Origin of the sequence: Streptomyces longispororuber (assembly GCF_024448165.1) — a bacterium.
Classification (GTDB): Bacteria; Actinomycetota; Actinomycetes; order Streptomycetales; family Streptomycetaceae; genus Streptomyces; species Streptomyces longispororuber_A.
The window spans coordinates 22,925-38,451 of the sequence record NZ_JAMOLN010000044.1 but is presented as its reverse complement, the minus strand read 5'-3'; the positions used below and the strand labels follow the sequence as shown (position 1 = coordinate 38,451).

At 73.5% G+C, this 15,527-nt stretch carries 18 protein-coding genes; 4 read left to right on the top strand and 14 right to left on the bottom strand.

Features of this window, described 5'->3' with window-relative positions; all coding sequences use genetic code 11:
* Positions 1 to 52: 52 nt before the first annotated feature.
* A complete protein-coding gene (locus M4J07_RS15330; protein ID WP_255972112.1) occupies positions 53 to 1,132 on the top strand; it encodes a baeRF2 domain-containing protein in 1,080 nt (359 codons plus the stop codon).
* Between the two features lie 24 nt (positions 1,133 to 1,156).
* On the opposite strand, the gene M4J07_RS15325 is transcribed toward M4J07_RS15330, so the two are convergent.
* The gene (locus M4J07_RS15325; RefSeq protein WP_255972110.1) at positions 1,157 to 2,779 is read right to left on the bottom strand and encodes an ABC-F family ATP-binding cassette domain-containing protein; all 1,623 of its coding nucleotides are present in this window, start codon (positions 2,777 to 2,779) and stop codon (positions 1,157 to 1,159) included.
* Between the two features lie 94 nt (positions 2,780 to 2,873).
* Between M4J07_RS15325 and M4J07_RS15320 the strand changes: the two genes are divergently transcribed.
* Both M4J07_RS15320 and M4J07_RS15315 read left to right on the top strand, forming a co-directional pair.
* Positions 2,874 to 4,373 (top strand): bifunctional phosphatase PAP2/diacylglycerol kinase family protein, encoded by a 1,500-nt coding sequence (locus M4J07_RS15320; protein ID WP_255972108.1) that lies wholly within the window; start codon positions 2,874 to 2,876, stop codon positions 4,371 to 4,373.
* A gap of 132 nt (positions 4,374 to 4,505) precedes the next feature.
* Positions 4,506 to 5,333 (top strand): class I SAM-dependent methyltransferase, encoded by an 828-nt coding sequence (locus M4J07_RS15315; protein WP_255972106.1) that lies wholly within the window; start codon positions 4,506 to 4,508, stop codon positions 5,331 to 5,333.
* A gap of 40 nt (positions 5,334 to 5,373) precedes the next feature.
* Here the strand turns inward: M4J07_RS15315 and M4J07_RS15310 are convergent, their stop codons facing one another.
* From M4J07_RS15310 to M4J07_RS15250, 13 genes are all read right to left on the bottom strand, one after another.
* Positions 5,374 to 5,658, bottom strand: coding sequence for a gas vesicle protein K (locus M4J07_RS15310; RefSeq protein WP_255972104.1), 285 nt, complete (start codon positions 5,656 to 5,658; stop codon positions 5,374 to 5,376).
* A complete protein-coding gene (locus M4J07_RS15305; protein WP_255972102.1) occupies positions 5,655 to 5,843 on the bottom strand; it encodes a gas vesicle protein in 189 nt (62 codons plus the stop codon). Before M4J07_RS15305 ends, M4J07_RS15310 begins: the two co-directional genes overlap by 4 nt.
* Positions 5,840 to 6,637 (bottom strand): GvpL/GvpF family gas vesicle protein, encoded by a 798-nt coding sequence (locus M4J07_RS15300; protein ID WP_255972100.1) that lies wholly within the window; start codon positions 6,635 to 6,637, stop codon positions 5,840 to 5,842. Before M4J07_RS15300 ends, M4J07_RS15305 begins: the two co-directional genes overlap by 4 nt.
* A complete protein-coding gene (locus tag M4J07_RS15295; protein WP_255972098.1) occupies positions 6,634 to 6,948 on the bottom strand; it encodes a gas vesicle protein in 315 nt (104 codons plus the stop codon). Before M4J07_RS15295 ends, M4J07_RS15300 begins: the two co-directional genes overlap by 4 nt.
* Positions 6,945 to 8,165, bottom strand: coding sequence for an SRPBCC family protein (locus M4J07_RS15290; RefSeq protein ID WP_255972096.1), 1,221 nt, complete (start codon positions 8,163 to 8,165; stop codon positions 6,945 to 6,947). Before M4J07_RS15290 ends, M4J07_RS15295 begins: the two co-directional genes overlap by 4 nt.
* The gene (locus M4J07_RS15285) at positions 8,152 to 8,838 is read right to left on the bottom strand and encodes a DNA primase (protein WP_255972094.1); all 687 of its coding nucleotides are present in this window, start codon (positions 8,836 to 8,838) and stop codon (positions 8,152 to 8,154) included. Before M4J07_RS15285 ends, M4J07_RS15290 begins: the two co-directional genes overlap by 14 nt.
* Entirely contained in the window at positions 8,835 to 9,059 is a 225-nt protein-coding gene (locus M4J07_RS15280; RefSeq protein WP_255972092.1) for a gas vesicle protein GvpG, read from the bottom strand. Before M4J07_RS15280 ends, M4J07_RS15285 begins: the two co-directional genes overlap by 4 nt.
* 4 nt (positions 9,060 to 9,063) lie before the next feature.
* A complete protein-coding gene (locus M4J07_RS15275) occupies positions 9,064 to 9,813 on the bottom strand; it encodes a GvpL/GvpF family gas vesicle protein (protein ID WP_255972090.1) in 750 nt (249 codons plus the stop codon).
* Positions 9,810 to 10,232, bottom strand: coding sequence for a gas vesicle structural protein GvpA (locus tag M4J07_RS15270; RefSeq protein WP_255972088.1), 423 nt, complete (start codon positions 10,230 to 10,232; stop codon positions 9,810 to 9,812). The genes M4J07_RS15275 and M4J07_RS15270 overlap by 4 nt, the downstream gene beginning before the upstream one ends.
* Before the next feature lie 120 nt (positions 10,233 to 10,352).
* Positions 10,353 to 10,655: a gas vesicle protein GvpO gene (locus tag M4J07_RS15265; protein ID WP_255972086.1), complete on the bottom strand. Its 303-nt coding sequence runs from the start codon at positions 10,653 to 10,655 to the stop codon at positions 10,353 to 10,355.
* Between the two features lie 36 nt (positions 10,656 to 10,691).
* Positions 10,692 to 11,600: a non-homologous end-joining DNA ligase gene (gene ligD, locus M4J07_RS15260; RefSeq protein ID WP_255972084.1), complete on the bottom strand. Its 909-nt coding sequence runs from the start codon at positions 11,598 to 11,600 to the stop codon at positions 10,692 to 10,694.
* Between the two features lie 33 nt (positions 11,601 to 11,633).
* Positions 11,634 to 13,490 carry a transketolase gene (locus tag M4J07_RS15255; RefSeq protein ID WP_255972083.1) on the bottom strand — a complete coding sequence of 619 codons (1,857 nt, stop codon included), beginning with the start codon at positions 13,488 to 13,490 and terminating at the stop codon, positions 11,634 to 11,636.
* Positions 13,487 to 14,878, bottom strand: a complete 1,392-nt coding sequence (locus M4J07_RS15250; protein ID WP_255972081.1) for an NAD(P)/FAD-dependent oxidoreductase — start codon at positions 14,876 to 14,878, stop codon at positions 13,487 to 13,489. Before M4J07_RS15250 ends, M4J07_RS15255 begins: the two co-directional genes overlap by 4 nt.
* An 83-nt stretch (positions 14,879 to 14,961) precedes the next feature.
* Here M4J07_RS15250 and M4J07_RS15245 point away from each other — a divergent pair, with 83 nt between their 5' ends.
* A complete protein-coding gene (locus M4J07_RS15245; RefSeq protein WP_255972080.1) occupies positions 14,962 to 15,513 on the top strand; it encodes a hypothetical protein in 552 nt (183 codons plus the stop codon).
* Positions 15,514 to 15,527 lie beyond the last annotated feature (14 nt).

Here is a 15,527-nt window from a genome sequence, read left to right as displayed (position 1 = left end):
CACCGCAGGCGGTATCCCGTCCCGGCGTACCCACGGCTCCTGGGAGGCAGTCATGGACCTCGCGTTCCTCACCCCGCTGTGCGACCGGCCCGGCCCCTGGGCGTCGGTGTACGTGGACACGTCGCGCTACTGCGGGTCCACCGCGGAGGACCAGACCCTGGAGGCGCTCGGCGTGCAGCGGGCCCTCGCGGCGGCCGGTGCCGACGAGGCCACGTGCCACGCGGCGCGGATGGCGGTCGACGAGCTGCGGCACGCGCGGGAGCCGGTGGGCCGGGCGTTCTTCGCGGCGGCGGGCGAAGTCGTCCTGGATCCGCCGCTGAGCGCGCCGCCGCCGGGCACCTCGGCCCACTGGGCGCCGGTGCCGCACACCGCTCCCCTGCTGGATCTCGCGGCCGACAACCCGGTGTGCCTCGTCGCGTACCTGGACCGGCGGGGCGCGGACTTCGAGGTGCGGTCCTCGCTCGGTGAGTCGGCGGCCGGCACCGTGTCGGTGCGGCGGGCGACGGCGGACGGTCCGCCCGCCCAGGACACGTGGGGCACGTGGGGCACGTGGGGCACGTGGGAGCGCGAGGCCGGGGAGATCGCCCGGGCGCTGGTGGTCCGCCAGGCGGAGATCCGGGCGGATCTGGTGGTGCTCGTGGGCGACGAGCAGGAGTGCGCCGTGGTGCGGGACCGGTTGCCGGGGGTGCTCGACGGGCGGGTGGTGCGGGCCCGGCACGGCGCCGGGAGCCGGCTGCTCGACGCCGAGCTGGAACGGACCAGGACCGGGCACGCGGCGCAGCGGGCGGCGCGCGGCGAGGAGCTGTTCGCGTCCGCGCGCGGGCGGGACGACGCGGCGGTGGAGGGGGTGCCCGCGCTGGTCGAGGCGGCGCGGGAGCACCGGATCGCGGAGCTCCTGGTGCGTCCCGGCGGGCCGGACGCGCACCGGGAGGTGTGGGTCGGCGACGCACCGGACCAGGTGGCGGTGCGGCGCGGCGACGCGGCCGCCCTGGGGGTGGCCGAGCCGGTGCCCGCCCGGGCGGACGACGCGCTCCTGCGGTGCGCGGCGGCCAGTGGCGCGTCGGCGCTCTCGGTGACGTCGGCGGGACCCTCCGGCGGGCTGGGGGCGCTGCTGCGCCGGCCCGCCGGCTGAGCCCGTGGCAGGCCGCGCCGCGGGCTACCTCGTGCGCTCCACGCGGCGCTCGTCCCACACCGGCTCCGGGGTCTCGCGGACCCTGCCGTCCGTGCCGAAGACCAGGAAGCGGTCGAAGGAGCGGGCGAACCAGCGGTCGTGGGTGACGGCGAGGACCGTGCCGTCGAAGGACTCGAGACCTTCCTGGAGGGCCTCGGCCGACTCCAGGTCCAGGTTGTCCGTGGGCTCGTCGAGCAGCAGGGCGGTGGCGCCCTCCAGCTCCAGGAGCAGGATCTGGAACCGGGCCTGCTGGCCGCCGGAGAGCCGCTCGAACTTCTGCTCGGCCTGCGCCGTCAGCTCGTAGCGCCGCAGCAGCGACATGGCCGCTCCCCGGTCCTTGGCGTGGTCGCGCCAGAGGATGTCGAGCAGCGGGCGGCCCTGGAGCTCGGGGTGGGCGTGGGTCTGGGCGAAGTGGCCGGGGACGACGCGGGCGCCGAGCTTCCACTGACCGGTGTGCGCCACCGACTCGTCGCCGGCGAGCAGCCGCAGGAAGTGGGACTTGCCCGAGCCGTTCGAGCCGAGGACCGCGACCCGCTCGCCGTAGAAGACCTCCAGGTCGAAGGGGTTCATCAGGCCGGTCAGCTCCAGGCCCTCGACGGTGACCGCGCGGATGCCGGTGCGGCCGCCCTTCAGGCGCATGGTGATGTCCTGCTCGCGCGGCGGCTCCGGCGGCGGCCCGGCCTCCTCGAACTTGCGCAGGCGGGTCTGTGCGGCGGCGTAGCGGGACGCCATCTCGTGGCTGACGGACGCCGCCTGCCGCAGGTTCAGGACGAGCTTCTTCAGCTGGGCGTGCTTCTCGTCCCAGCGGCGGCGCAGCTCCTCGAACCGGGCGAAGCGCTCGCGGCGCGCCTCGTGGTACGTGCTGAAGCCGCTGCCGTGCACCCAGGCGTCGGCGCCGCCGGGGCCCGGCTCGACGCTGATGATCTTCTGTGCGGAGCGGGCGAGCAGCTCGCGGTCGTGGGAGACGAACAGGACCGTCTTGCGGGTCTCGCGGAGCTTCTCCTCCAGCCAGCGCTTGCCGGGGACGTCGAGGTAGTTGTCCGGCTCGTCGAGCAGCAGGACCTCGTCGGTGCCGCGCAGCAGCGCCTCCAGGACCAGCCGCTTCTGCTCACCGCCGGAGAGCGTGCGCACCTCGCGGAACTGCGCCGTGTCGTACGGGACGCCGAGCGCGGCCGTCGTGCACATGTCCCAGAGCGTCTCCGCCTCGTACCCCTGCGCCTCGGCCCAGTCGGAGAGGGCCTGCGCGTACTGCATCTGCGCGGCCTCGTCGTCGACGGTCATGATCGCGTGCTCGGCCTTGTCGACGGCCCGCGCGGCCTCGCGGATGCGCGGCGACGACACGGAGACGAGGAGGTCGCGGACGGTCGTCTCGTCCTGCACGGAGCCCACGAACTGGCGCATCACGCCGAGCCCGCCGCCCACGGTGACGGAGCCGCCGTGCGGCTGGAGCTCGCCGGACAGCAGGCGCAGGAGCGTCGTCTTGCCCGCCCCGTTCGGTCCGACGAGGGCGACGACCGCGCCCTCGCCGACGCGGAAGGACACATCACCGAGCAGTGCCCGCCCGTCCGGCAAGAAGTACTCGAGGTGCGCGGCTTCCAGATGTCCCATGATCCCGCATTGTGGACGTCCGTGCGGGTGACGGGCAAACCGATTCCTCGTCCGGCCATGGGTGCGCGGCTCCGCACCGGGTAACCGTCGTCCTATGTGTGCCGACCTCGACCTGACCGTGCCTGCGGGGCCCCCGCCGGGCCCCTCCCTGCGCGGCCGACTGGCCGCCCTCGATCTGCGCGTCTTCGAGTTCGCCGCCGGAGCCCGGTGGCCGGGCGCCGAGCGGATCCTGCCGCGGCTGAGCCGCGCCGCGAACCACGGTGTGCTGTGGTTCGCGGTGGGCGGCGCGCTCGCCGCCACCGGTTCGCCGCGGGCCCGCCGGGCCGCGCTGCGCGGGGTGGCGTCCCTGGCGCTCGCCTCGGCGACGATCAACACGCTCGGCAAGCGGTCGGTGCGCCGGCCGCGGCCGGCGCTCGACCCGGTGCCGCTGGTACGCCGGCTGAAGCGGCAGCCGTTCACGACGTCGTTCCCGTCGGGCCACGCGGCCTCGGCCGCCGCGTTCGCGACGGGCGTGGCCCTGGAGTCCCGCGGCTGGGGCGCGGCGGTCGCGCCCGTCGCGTTCTCGGTGGCCGCGTCCCGGGTGTACACCGGCGCCCACTTCCCCGGTGACGTCCTGGCGGGCGCGGCGCTCGGTGTGGGCGCGGCCTTCGCGGTGCGCGGCCTGGTGCCGACCCGGGACCAGATGCCGTCGCCGGGCCGCCCGCTGGTGGACGACGTGCCGGCGCTGCCGGACGGCGAGGGTCTGGTGCTGGTGGTGAACACCGGGGCCGGTACCCCGGAGAAGGTGCGGGCCCTGAAGGGTGCGCTGCCGCGCGCCGAGTTCGTGGAGTGCACGGGCGGCGAACTGGAGACCGCGCTGGAGAAGGCGGCGCCGCGGGCCCGCGCGCTGGGCATCTCGGGCGGCGACGGCTCGGTGAACACGGCGGCCCGGGTGGCCCTGAAGCACGGGCTGCCGCTGGCGGTGCTGCCCGGTGGCACCCTCAACCACTTCGCGTACGACCTCGGCATCGAGGACGTCGGCGATCTGGTGCGGGCGGTCGTGGGCGGCGACGCGGTCGCCGTCGACGTGGGCCGGTTCACCTCGGCCATGGCCTCCGGCATCTTCCTCAACACGTTCAGCCTGGGCGCCTATCCGGAGCTGGTGCGGGAGCGGGAGCGCTGGTCGGGGCGGATCGGCGGGCGTCTCGCCGATGTCGTGGCGGCGGTCCACGTGCTGCGCCGCGATCACCCGCTCGAAGCCGAACTCATGGGCAGGAAGCGGCCGTTGTGGCTGTTGTTCGCGGGGAACTGCACGTACCGGCGGATGGGTCTCACCGCGGGGCGGCGGGCCGATCTGGCGGACGGGCTGCTCGACGTGCGCACCGTCAACGGCGGCCGGCTGCCCGGGGTGCGGCTGCTCGCCGCGGCGCTCTCCGGTCCACTGTCCCGCTCCCCGTTCCATGCCGCGACCCGGCTCACCCGGCTCCGGGTGGGCGGCATCGCGCCCGGCACACCGCTCGCGTTCGACGGCGAAGTGGGCGAGTGCGGGCCGGAGTTGACGGTCGACAAGCAGCACGAGGCGCTGCGCGTGTACCGGCCGCTCGCCCTCCTCTGACCCGCCGGACCCAAGACCGCTGTCCACATCTCAAGACACGTATCTCACTATGCGAGTGAGCGGCGTACGGTGATCGCATCGCCCGGGGCAGCCCGCCCCGGGTGGTTCGTCACACCGTGAAGGGATCCGGTCATGTCGCAGGAGACCGCCGTGTACACACACGGCCACCACGAGTCCGTGCTGCGTTCGCACACCTGGCGCACCGCCGCCAACTCGGCGGGCTACCTGCTGGGTTCGCTCAAGCCGCACATGAAGATCCTGGACATCGGCTGCGGCCCCGGCACCATCACCGCCGACCTGGCCGCCCTGGTCCCGGACGGACACGTCGTCGGCGCCGACCACGCCGAGGGCATCCTGGACCAGGCGCGCGCCACGGCCGCCGAACGGGGCCTGACGAACGTCGAGTTCACCACCGCGGACGTGCACGCCCTGGACTGGCCGGACGACACGTTCTGCGTGGTCCACGCCCACCAGATGCTGCAGCACGTCGGCGATCCGGTGCAGGCGCTGCGCGAGATGCGCCGCGTCACCAAGCCCGGCGGGATCATCGCCGTCCGCGACTCCGACTACGCGGCGATGGCCTGGTACCCGCAGTCGCCGGGCATGACCGACTGGCTGGACCTGTACCGGCGGGTGGCCCGCGCCAACGGCGGCGAGCCGGACGCCGGCCGGCACCTCAAGTCCTGGGCGCTGCGCGCCGGTTTCACCGCGGACGAGATCACCGCGTCGGCCGGTACGTGGTGCTACGCGACGGCCGACGAGATCGCCTGGTGGAGCGGGCTGTGGGCGGATCGCACCGTGGCCTCCACGTACGCCGAGCGGGCGACGGAGGGCGGGCACGCGACGCCCGAGCAGCTGACCGCGGTGTCCGAGGCGTGGCGGGAGTGGGGCGGGCACGACGACGCCTGGTTCACGGTGCTGCACGGCGAGATCCTGGCCCGCAAGTCGAGCCAGGGGTAACGGAGTTCGGCGCCCGGCGAGGCGCCCCGGGAAGCGAAGGTCAGCTGCGCGGCAGCAGCGGGCCGAGCGGTCCGAGGTCGATGTTCAGGTCCTCGGGCCGCAGCCCGTAGCGCTCCGTCAACTCCGCCATCCGGTCCTCCAGCAGCATCAGGGTGAGACCGATCCGCTCCTCCTGGTCCTCCGTCAGATCACCGGTGTCGAACCGCCGTACGGCCTGGCGCTCCATGAGCTGGCGCAGCAGTTCCACGACGGTCAGCACGAGCTTCATCAGGTCGCGCTCCACCGTGTCCGGTTCGAGCTCGATCCGTCTGCGGGAATCCGTCATGTCAACTCCGGCCACGGTGACGGTACTTGTTCGTTGACCGAGCTGATGAGGGCCTTCAGGTCGATCCGGACCAGGTCGACGTCCGCGATGCGCAGGGTGACGTCGCCCGCGAGGACGACACCGCCCGCGAGCAGCCGGTCGAGCAGGTCGACCAGGGCGATCTCGCGCCGCTCCACGACGGTCACGGCTGCTCCTCCCCACCCTCGGCGTCCTCGGGGGAGCTGAACGAGTAGCCGGCCCACGGTCCGGTCAGTTCCACCCGCAGCCCCGGCTCCCGGTCCTTGGTGGCGTCGACCGTCTCCACGAACTCCTCCGACGCCGAACGCCCCACCAGATAGGCCGCGTTGAGGACGTTCCGGTCGCTGGTGCGGGCCAGCTCGGGGTTCTGCGGCGGGTGGATGCGGGTGGCAGCGGCCTGCCCGGACAGCTCGTCGTGCAGCTCCTGCGCGAACCGTTCGGCACGCTGCCAGGTGTCGTCGCGGGCGGCCCGCTCGGCCCGGCGGCGGCGCAGGTAGTCGCGGCCGGACGCCGCCGCGGGCTCGGCGGCCGGCGCCGGTTCCGCGGCGGCGGCCTCCTCCACGTACACCTTCACGCCCCACTCCACGCGTCCGGCGAGCCGGTCGAGCGCGGCGCGGAAGCGGTCGCCCTCCTGCTCCAGCATGGTCCGTACGCCGCTGTCGTCGCGGAACACGGTGGCCAGCCGCAGCGGCAGCGGGCTGGTGACCGTGCACAGGGCCGCGATCACCCGCTGGTGGGCGCGGGCCGTCCCGGTGAGCCAGTCGAGGTCCTCCAGACGGGAGCGGAGCGGGGCCTCGGCGAAGTCCCGCTCCGGTACGTCGCCGACGACGGCGACGAGCCCGTGGTGCTCGACCAGGCCCGGCGGCGCGCCCGCGACGCCGGTGAGGTCGGCCTGCAACGGGGCGTCGCCGAGCGGACGGCAGACCGCGTACACGTACCGCAGCTCACTCGTCCCCGTCATGCGGTGCCCTCCTCCAGTTCGGCCAGCCGCTGCTTCAACTCGGCGTTCTCCCGCGCGAGTTGCTTGCGGCGGGCACCCGACGACAGCGCCGGGTCGTCCTCCCACCAGTCGATGCCCATCTCCTTCGCCTTGTCGATGGAGGCGACGATCAGCCGGAGCTTGATGGTGAGCAGTTCGATGTCGAGCAGGTTGATGCGGATGTCGCCCGCGATGACGATGCCCTTGTCCAGGACGCGTTCGAGGATGTCGGCGAGGTTGGCCCCGCCGTCGCCACCGCGGTAGGTGTCGGGGAAGCGGCTCGCCGTGGTCATCGGCGGGCCCCGCTGCCGGCCCGCTCCCGGCGGGGCCGGCGCACCGGCTCCTCCTCGGGCTCGTCCTCGGGCTCCGGCTCCTCGTCCCGGTCGTGCTCCTGCTCGGGCTCGGTGTCGTACTCCTCGTACTCGCCGTCGTCCTCGGCGTCGTCCTCGGGTTCGTCCCGGTCCTCGTCCTCGGCGTCGTAGCGGTCGGGTTCCTCCGCGCCCTCCGCGCCGTCTTCGCCCTCTTCGTCGGCGTACTCCTCGTAGTCGTCGTCCGCGGGCTTGCCGGACTCCTGCTCCAGCTCCCCCTCCTGCTCCTGTTCCTGCTCCTGTTCCTGCTCCTGCCCCTCTTCGTTCTCCAGGTCCTGCTCCCGCTCGCGCTCCTCCTCGGCGACGGCGTCCTCGTGGCTCGTGACGACCTGGCCGTCCTCGATCTCGCCGCGCCAGCCGTCGCTCGCCTCGCCGCGCAGCGTCACGAACCGCGCGAAGTGCTTCAGGTCGAGACGGGCCCGGCGGCCCTGGGCGCGCCAGATGTTGCCGGTCCTCTCGAACAGGCCCTTGGGGTAGTACTCGATGACGAGCAGCACCCGGGTGAGCCGGTCGGCCAGCGGGTGGAAGGAGACGACGCCCTTCGTGGTGCCCTTGGCGCCCTCCGACGTCCAGGCGATCCGGTCGTCGGGATGCTGCTCGGTGGTGTGGGCCTTCCAGCTCCGGTTGGACCAGAAGACCTTGAGCTGCCAGTCGGAGGTGACGTCGTCGGCGCGGTTCGCGTTCTTGACGCCCTTCGCGAAGGTGCTGAACTCCTGGTACTGGGTCCACTGGTCGTAGGCGTTGCGCAGATCGACGCCCACGTCGATGAACTCCATGATGACGGTGGGCTTCTTGCCCGCGCCGCTCTTGCGCTTGCCCTTGCCGCCGCCGAGGTTCTTGAAGGCGCCCACGACGTTGTCCTTCAGCCGGCCCGCGCCGAGCTCGACCGCGCTGCGCAACGGCCCCTTGCCCTCGGCGAGTTTACGGCCGCCGTCGAGGGCGAGCTGCGCGAAGCCGGGGCTCTTGCCGTCGGCGATGTCGTTCAGCTTGATCGTGGTCTCGCCGAGCTTGCGGCCCGCGCCGACCAGCAGACGCTGGGCCTGGGCCGCCAGGTACTCCTGGAGTTCGGCCTTGAGGTGGTCGGCGGCCTGGCTCTTCGCGAGACCGCCGAGCGCGTTCTTCGGGGAGTCAGCCACGGCCACGGCCCCCTTCCACGGTCTTCGTGGCAGCCCGCTTGGCACCGCCCACCCGCTGCGCCGGGGCCTTCTTCACCGGCTTGCGCGCCGCGGTCTTCTTGGCCCCCGCCTTCTTGGCCGGCGGCTTCTTCTCCACCGTCCGCGACCTGGCGTCCCTCGCCCGGTCCGCCGCGTCGTCGGCTTCGTCCCGGGCCTCCGCGCCGTCCCGATCCTCCGCCTCGTCCGGGGCCTCGTCGTCATAGGCGTCGTAGGGCTCCTCGTCGCGGACCTCATCGGGCTCCTCGTCGCGGGCCTTGCCGCGCCCCGGGACGAGACCGGTGACCCGGTCGCCCGCGTCGCGCACGTCGTCGACGTCGGGGACGACGCCCTCGATCCGGTCGCGGACGCCGCGCGTGCGGTCGTGCAGACGGCCCGCGAGCCCCTCGATCTGGCGCTCGACGAGCGCACCCGACGCCGCCTTGCCGACGCCGCGCAGATCCTGCCTGAGCTCGTCGGCGATTTCCTTGAACTGCGGGTTGTTCGCCAGCTGTTGGCTGACCAGGTCCGCGAGCGCGCTCGGGCTCAGCTTCAGCCGTTTGCCCGCGACCATCGTGCCGACGGCGAACGCCAGCTTCATCTTCTTCGTACGCCCGAGGACGTAACCGGCCCCTACCGCGAGGCCGAGCGCTGCTCGGTTCACTTTCCCTCCAGACGGTCGAGGAGCTCGTCCTCGATCCGGTCGAACGTCTCCTGGTCGATCTCGCCGGACGTCAACCGCTCTTCCAGGCGGGCGAGTTCGGCGCGGACCGACGCGGGGTCGTAGTACTGCCGCTCGGCCTCCGTGAGCACCTGCTGCACGGCCCACAGGGACCCGCGCACCGGCGCGATCGGCAGCAGCAGCACTTCCTTGATCAGCCCCATGGGCTCACTCCGTGCCCGCGGGCTCCGCGGGGCCCGGCTCCACGAAGCTGTACGGCGGGAGCGGGCCGTTGACCGTGAGGTCGAGGTGCGGACGGCTGTGGCGGACGTGCTCGATCGCGGCGAGGAAGTGCTCGGCCTGCCCGCGGTCGACGAGGAAGGAGAGGTTGGCCAGCCAGCCGCTGCTCTCCGGTCCCGTCGACACGGCGTCGGCCGCGGGTTCGAGCAGGCCCTGCAGCTCGGTGGCGTCCGCCGCCTCCCGGGCCTGCACGGCCGACACGACCAGCTCGCCGAGCCGCAGCCGCTCCTCGTACGTGCCGCCGCCGGCCTGCCGGTTGGCCTCGGTCAGGGTGCGGACCTCGGCGTCCTCGGCCATCACCCGGTGCAGCACGGCCTCTTCGTCGTGCTGCGCCTTGACGTTGTACTCCACCTTGCCGTCCAGCGAGCTCAGCCGCTCCTGATAGTGGTCGGCGCGCTCGGCGAGCACCGCCGCGACGGCCTTGTCGTCGGGCGCGAGGCTGCCGAACCGCATGGGCAGGACGGGCCCGCCGCCGCCCGCCTCGGACAGCACGCTCTGATGGGCGAGCAGGTCCCGGCGCTTGGGCCGCAGGTCCTCGGGGGCCTCGCTGACGATCGCCGCGAGGGACCCTTCCTTCACGAGGCGCACCTTGCGCGCGGGTTCCCCGATGCCGCCCATGCCGTCGGGCAGCGAGGGGTGCTCCGCGCTCGCGATGCCGTAGATGTACGTGCTGGTCACTCCTGCTCCTCCTTACGGCGGCTCGGGGCGGACCTGCGGGTCCGCTTCGGCTCGGCCTGGCCCTCGTCGCGGGCCTGGTTGAACGCCTCGGAGATGGTCTGCGCGGCTCCGGTCAGGGCGCCCTTGGACTTGCCGCGCGCGCCCGACTCGGTCATCTCGCCGACGAGGTCGGGCAGGCCGGGGCTGCGGTGCGGGCCGGCTTCCAGATCGAGCCGGTTGCAGGCCTCGGCGAAGCGGAGATAGGTGTCGACGCTGGCGACGACGACCCTGACGTCGATCTTCAGGATCTCGATGCCGACCAGCGAGACACGGACGAACGCGTCGATGACGAGTCCGCGGTCCAGGACGAGTTCGAGTACGTCGTACAGACCGCTGGTGCCGCCACCGCCGCCTGACTGCTGTGCAGGAACAACGGTCATGGAGACCGGTCCTCCTTGTCCATAAGGGGCTTGTCCATAAAGGGCTTGTCCATAAGGGGCTTGTCCATAAGGGGCTTGTCTGTGTGGTGCGCGGGACGAGGCAGGGGCGGGGGCGGCGGTCTACCGGCCGCCGGGCCTGCGCGACTCCGCACGTCCCCGCTCGTAGCGGTGGACGCGCCGGTAGCCGGTGAGCACGCCCTCCGGGTCCAGGCTCACCTGGTAGCTCGCGAGCAGGCTCATCGTGTCGGGGACCCGGGCCACTTCGAGGACCTCGATCTCCAACTCCCAGCCGTCCTCGGTGCGTTCGAAGGACGAGACGGACTCCGCCGTCATACCGGTGAGCTCGGCCAGCTGGGTGCGCGCCTCGCGCAGCACCTCCATGGGTCCTGGCCCCCGGCCGCCGTCGCCCTGCGTCTTGTTCATGCGGGTCGAGTCACCCCATCGGTCCTGGACAAACCTCTAACTCCCTTGCCGCGTACGGAGTTTGCGGAGGGCCGGGCCGAGTGCGCGCCCCCGGCCGAGCAGCCCTTGCCAGGGGTGGGTGCGGGCCTGTTCGAGGGCGTCCGTGACGGTCCAGCGGCGGGCGTTCGTGGCCGGGTCGTCGAGCTGCTCCCAGGTCATCGGGGTGGCCACGGGTCCGCCCGGTTTCGCCCGCACGCTGTAGGGCGCGACGGCGGTCTGGGCATAGCCGTTGCGCAGCACGTCGAGGTAGAGGCGGTCGCCGCGGTCCTTCTTGCGGGCCTCGGTGGTGAGGGCGTCGGGGTGCTCGTCGGCGAGGGTCTGCGCGACCTGCCGGGCGAAGTCCCGGGTGGCGTCGAAGTCGTGCCGCCCGTCGAGCGGTACGACGACGTGCACGCCGCGCGAGCCGGTGGTCATCGGGGCGGCGGGCAGCCCGAGTCCGTCGAGGAGCTCGTGCAGCCGGCGGGCCGCGTCCCGTACCGTCCCGAAGTCGTCGTTCGCGGGGTCGAGGTCGAAGACGAGCCGGTCGGGCCGGTCGATCCGGCCGGCCCGCGACTGCCACCGGTGCAGGGTGAGCGCGGCCCGGTCGACGAGGAAGAGCAGGGTGGCGGTGTTCTCGCACACGGTGTGGGTGACGGTGCCGCCCTCCTTGGCGACCTCCACCCGGCGGATCCAGTCGGGATAGCTGTCCGGCGTGTCCTTCTGCATGAACCGGGGCCCGTCCGGACCGTCGGGGTGCCGCTCCAGCATCAGGGGCCGGCCGCGCAGGTGCGGCAGCATGAACGGCGCGATCTCGCGGTGGTAGTCGGCGAGCACGCCCTTCGTGATGCCGTCGGGCAGCAGCTCCTTGCCGGGCCGGTGCACCTCCACGCTGCGTTTGCCGACCCTGTACGTGCGTACGTCGTTCACGGTGCCTCCCTGGGCCGGCCGGCCCCTCGGCGGTCAGGGCGTCATCTGCTGCTCGACGAGGAGGGCGGTCGCCGCGATGAGGGACGCCGCGTCGATGCCGGCCGCCGCGAGCTGTTCCGCCGGGGTCGCCGAGCCCGGCATCGGACGGACGGCCAGCCGCACCAGGCGCGGGGTGGGGCTGCCGTCCGCGAACGCCTCGGCGACCGCGTCGCCGAGCCCGCCCTCGTCCCGGTGGTCCTCCACGGTGACCAGGCATCCGGTGTCCCGGGCGGCCTCGGCCAGCGTGCGCCGGTCGACCGGCTTCACGGAGTACAGGTCGATCACCCGGACCGGGATCCCGGCCCCGGCCAGTTCGTCGGCCGCGATCAGCGCCTCGTGCACGGTGACCCCGGCGGCGACGAGCGTGAGCCGGTCGGCCTCCCCGGCCCGCAGGACCTTGCTGCCGCCGACCGGGAAGTCCTCGTGCGGCGGGTAGATGACGGGGCTCTTGCCGCGCGAGGTCCGCAGGTACCGGATGCCGTCCAGTTCGGCCATGTGGCCGACCAGCCGGGCCGTCTGGTTGGCGTCGCACGGGTACAGGACCGTGGATCCGTGCACCGCCCGGAACATGGCGAGGTCTTCCAGGCCCATCTGCGAGGGCCCGTCCTGCCCGATGGCGACGCCCGCGTGCGAGCCGACCAGATTGAGGCCGGCGCCGCTGACGGACGCCATCCGGACGAAGTCGTGGGCGCGGGTCAGGAACGCCGCGAACGTGGACGCGTAGGGGACCCAGCCGCGGCTCGCCAGCCCGACGGCCGTCGCGACGAGTTGCTGCTCGGCGATGTAGCACTCGAAGAACCGGTCGGGGTGCTCCTTCGCGAACTGCTCGGTGCGGGTCGAGTCGCTCACCTCGCCGTCGAGGGCCACGACGTCGCCGCGCGCCGAGCCGAGCGCCGCGAGCGCCTGCCCGTAGGCGTCGCGGGTGGCGACCTCGTCGCCGAGCTCGTAGCGCGGCAGGTCGAGGTGGCCGCTGCGCACGGCGTGCAGGATCCGGGCGGCGGGCGGCGCCTGCACCTCGACCCGCACCCCGTGGTCACCGCCGAGTTCCGCGATCGCCTCGTCGGCGTCGGGCAGCGGTTTGCCGTGCATCCCCTCCCGGTCCTCGACGGCGGCGACGCCCTTGCCCTTGAGGGTGCGGGCGATGATCACGGTGGGCTGTCCGGTGGTGGAGCGGGCCTCGGCGTACGCGCGGTCGATCCCGGCCACGTCGTGCCCGTCGATCTCGACGGTGTGCCAGCCGAACGCCCGGAAGCGGCGCGCGTACGCGTCGAGGTCGTGGCCGTGCCGGGTGGGCCCGCGCTGGCCGAGCCGGTTGACGTCGACGATCGCGGTGAGGTTGTCGAGGTGCTCGTACGCGGCGTGCTCGGCGGCCTCCCACACCGATCCCTCGGCGAGTTCGCTGTCGCCGCACAGGACGTAGACGCGGTAGCCGACGCGGTCGAGCCGGCGGCCGGACAGCGCGATCCCGACGCCGACGGGCAGCCCCTGCCCCAGCGATCCGGTGGCGGTCTCGACCCACGGCAGCCGCTGCGGCGTCGGATGGCCCTCCAGCCGGCTGCCGAGGGTGCGGAACCCCATCAGTTCGCTGTCGTTGATGGCGCCCGCCGCCTTGTACGCGGCGTACAGCAGGGGCGACGCATGGCCCTTGGAGAGGACGAAGCGGTCGTTGCCCGGGTGGGCGGGGCGGTCGAAGTCGTAGCGGAAGTGGCGGGCCAGGAGCACGGCCAGCAGGTCGGCAGCGGACATCGAGGAGGTGGGGTGGCCGGAGCCGGCGGCGTCCGCCGCGCGCACCGAGTCGACCCTCAACTGCTGTCCGAGCGCCCGGAGTTCGGCATCTGTGTAAGTGGTCACGACGTACCTCCGTTGCCTCCGTTGCCTTCGTTGCCCCCGTCTTGCCGGTCCTGGACCCGGCCTGGGTCCTGGCCCCGGTTCCGGTCCTCGGTGTCGTCCGGTACCCGGGCGAGCTCGGGGGACGCCGTGTCGAGCGGTACGGACCAGGAGCGGACGAGCCCCAATTGGACGGCCTGGCGCGGCAGTACGGCGTCCAGGATCCAGTCCGCCGCGACCCGCACGCGGTTGCCGGGCAGTGCGGCGAGGTGGTAGCCGCGGGTGACGGCGCCCGCGAGCGGTCCCGACAGCGGGACGCCGAGCGGATTGGCGGCGGCCTGCGCGCCGCCGAGGTCGACGGTGAAGCCGAGGTCCTTGTGGCGGTAGCTGCGGCGTTCGCCGTGCCCGAGGGACGCGGCGACGTTGAGTCCCGCGACGCGCCCCTGCCGCCAGGCGTGCTGCGCGGTCATCGGCGTGTACGAGCCCGGCTTCTCCAGGTCGGGCACGGCGGCCGCGTCACCGCAGGCGAACACCTCGGGGTGCCCGGGCACGTTCAGGAACGGGTCGACCAGCAGGCGTCCGCGCTCCAGCGGCCTGCCGAGGCCCGCGACCAGCGGGTCGGGGCGGACGCCGACGCACCACACGAGGGTGCGGGTGTCCACGAACTCGCCGTCGTCGAGCAGGACCCCGTCCCGGGTGGCCTCCTTCACGGAGGCCCCGGTGCGCACCTCGACGCCGCGCTCGCGCAGCACGCGGTCGGATGTGCGGGAGAGCCGCTCGTCGAGTTCGGGCAGTACCCGGGGCGCGATGTCGAGCAGCATCCAGCGGGGGCGGATCCCCCGGCGCAGCGGCTGCTTGCGCACCAGTGCGTCCGTCAACAGCTGTCCCTGCGCGGCGACTTCGGTGCCGGTGTAGCCGGCGCCGACCACGACGAAGGTGCAGCGGGCCCGGCAGTCGGCCGGGTCGTCGGCGGCCGCGGCGAGTTCGATCTGCCGGGTCACGTGGTCGCGCAGGTACAGCGCCTCCGGCATGCCGCGGAAGCCGTGCGCGTGCTCGGCGACGCCCGGCACGGGCAGCAGTTTGTTGACGCTGCCGACGGCGAGGACGAGCCGGTCGTACTCCAGGGTGCCGCGGGCCCCCTCGGGGCCGACGTACGAGACGGTCCGCCGGTCGAGGTCGACGCCGTCCGCCTCGCCGAGCACGAGGCGGGTGCGCGGCAGCGTCCCCGACAGGGAGACGGTGACGCGGCGCGGCTCCAGCGTGCCGGCGGCGACCTGCGGCAGGTACAGGAAGTAGTCGGTCGGATTGAGCAGGGTGACGTCGGCGGTGTGCCGGGCCACCCGGGTCAGCATGCGGGCGGCCCGGTAGCCGGCGAAACCGGCACCGACGATCAGGACGCGCGATCGGCTCACGGTTCTCCTCCGGGGACGCGACGGTGGACCTCCCGCGTCCCCGGGCCGGGCGCCGCCAAACGTGCGGCCTCTACGCTCCCGCCATGACTCTCGACGCGCACGGCACGGATCTGCTGCTGATCGGCGGCCGCTCAGGGGCGGGCAAGTCGTCGGTGGGCTGGGAGGTGGCCGCGCTGCTGCGGGACGCGGACGTGGCGCACGCGTACATCGAGGGCGACGCCCTGGACGCGGTGCACCCGGCGCCGCCGGGCGACCCGGACCGCGGGGCGATCACGGAGCGCAACCTGGCGGCGCTGTGGCGCAACTACCGCGAGCTCGGCCACACGCGGCTGGTCTACACGAACACGGCGTCAGTGCTGGCCAGCGGGACCGGCCTGTTCCGGTCGGCGCTGGCGCCGGACGAGCCGCGCATCGTGCGGGTCCTGCTGACGGCGTCGGACGAGACGGTGCGGCGGCGGCTGACGGCGCGGGAGCAGGGCTCCGAGCTGCGGCGGCAGCTGGAGCGGAGCGCGTTCATGGCGCGCCGTCTGGAGGCGGGGGTGCCGCGGGACACGGTGCGGGTCCCGACGGACGACCGCACGGTGACGCAGGTGGCCCGCGCGGTCGTCTCCGCGGCGGGCTGGCCCACGTCCTGAGGCGGGGAGCCGGG

Bases quoted from the DNA above. Each gene is read 5' to 3' on its own strand.
- M4J07_RS15330 (WP_255972112.1), top strand. From the start codon at position 53: ATGGACCTCGCGTTCCTCACCCCGCTGTGCGACCGGCCCGGCCCCTGG.
- M4J07_RS15325 (WP_255972110.1), bottom strand. From the start codon at position 2,779: ATGGGACATCTGGAAGCCGCGCACCTCGAGTACTTCTTGCCGGACGGG.
- M4J07_RS15320 (WP_255972108.1), top strand. From the start codon at position 2,874: ATGTGTGCCGACCTCGACCTGACCGTGCCTGCGGGGCCCCCGCCGGGC.
- M4J07_RS15315 (WP_255972106.1), top strand. From the start codon at position 4,506: ATGTCGCAGGAGACCGCCGTGTACACACACGGCCACCACGAGTCCGTG.
- M4J07_RS15310 (WP_255972104.1), bottom strand. From the start codon at position 5,658: ATGACGGATTCCCGCAGACGGATCGAGCTCGAACCGGACACGGTGGAG.
- M4J07_RS15300 (WP_255972100.1), bottom strand. From the start codon at position 6,637: ATGACGGGGACGAGTGAGCTGCGGTACGTGTACGCGGTCTGCCGTCCG.
- M4J07_RS15295 (WP_255972098.1), bottom strand. From the start codon at position 6,948: ATGACCACGGCGAGCCGCTTCCCCGACACCTACCGCGGTGGCGACGGC.
- M4J07_RS15280 (WP_255972092.1), bottom strand. From the start codon at position 9,059: ATGGGGCTGATCAAGGAAGTGCTGCTGCTGCCGATCGCGCCGGTGCGC.
- M4J07_RS15270 (WP_255972088.1), bottom strand. From the start codon at position 10,232: ATGACCGTTGTTCCTGCACAGCAGTCAGGCGGCGGTGGCGGCACCAGC.
- M4J07_RS15265 (WP_255972086.1), bottom strand. From the start codon at position 10,655: ATGAACAAGACGCAGGGCGACGGCGGCCGGGGGCCAGGACCCATGGAG.
- M4J07_RS15245 (WP_255972080.1), top strand. From the start codon at position 14,962: ATGACTCTCGACGCGCACGGCACGGATCTGCTGCTGATCGGCGGCCGC.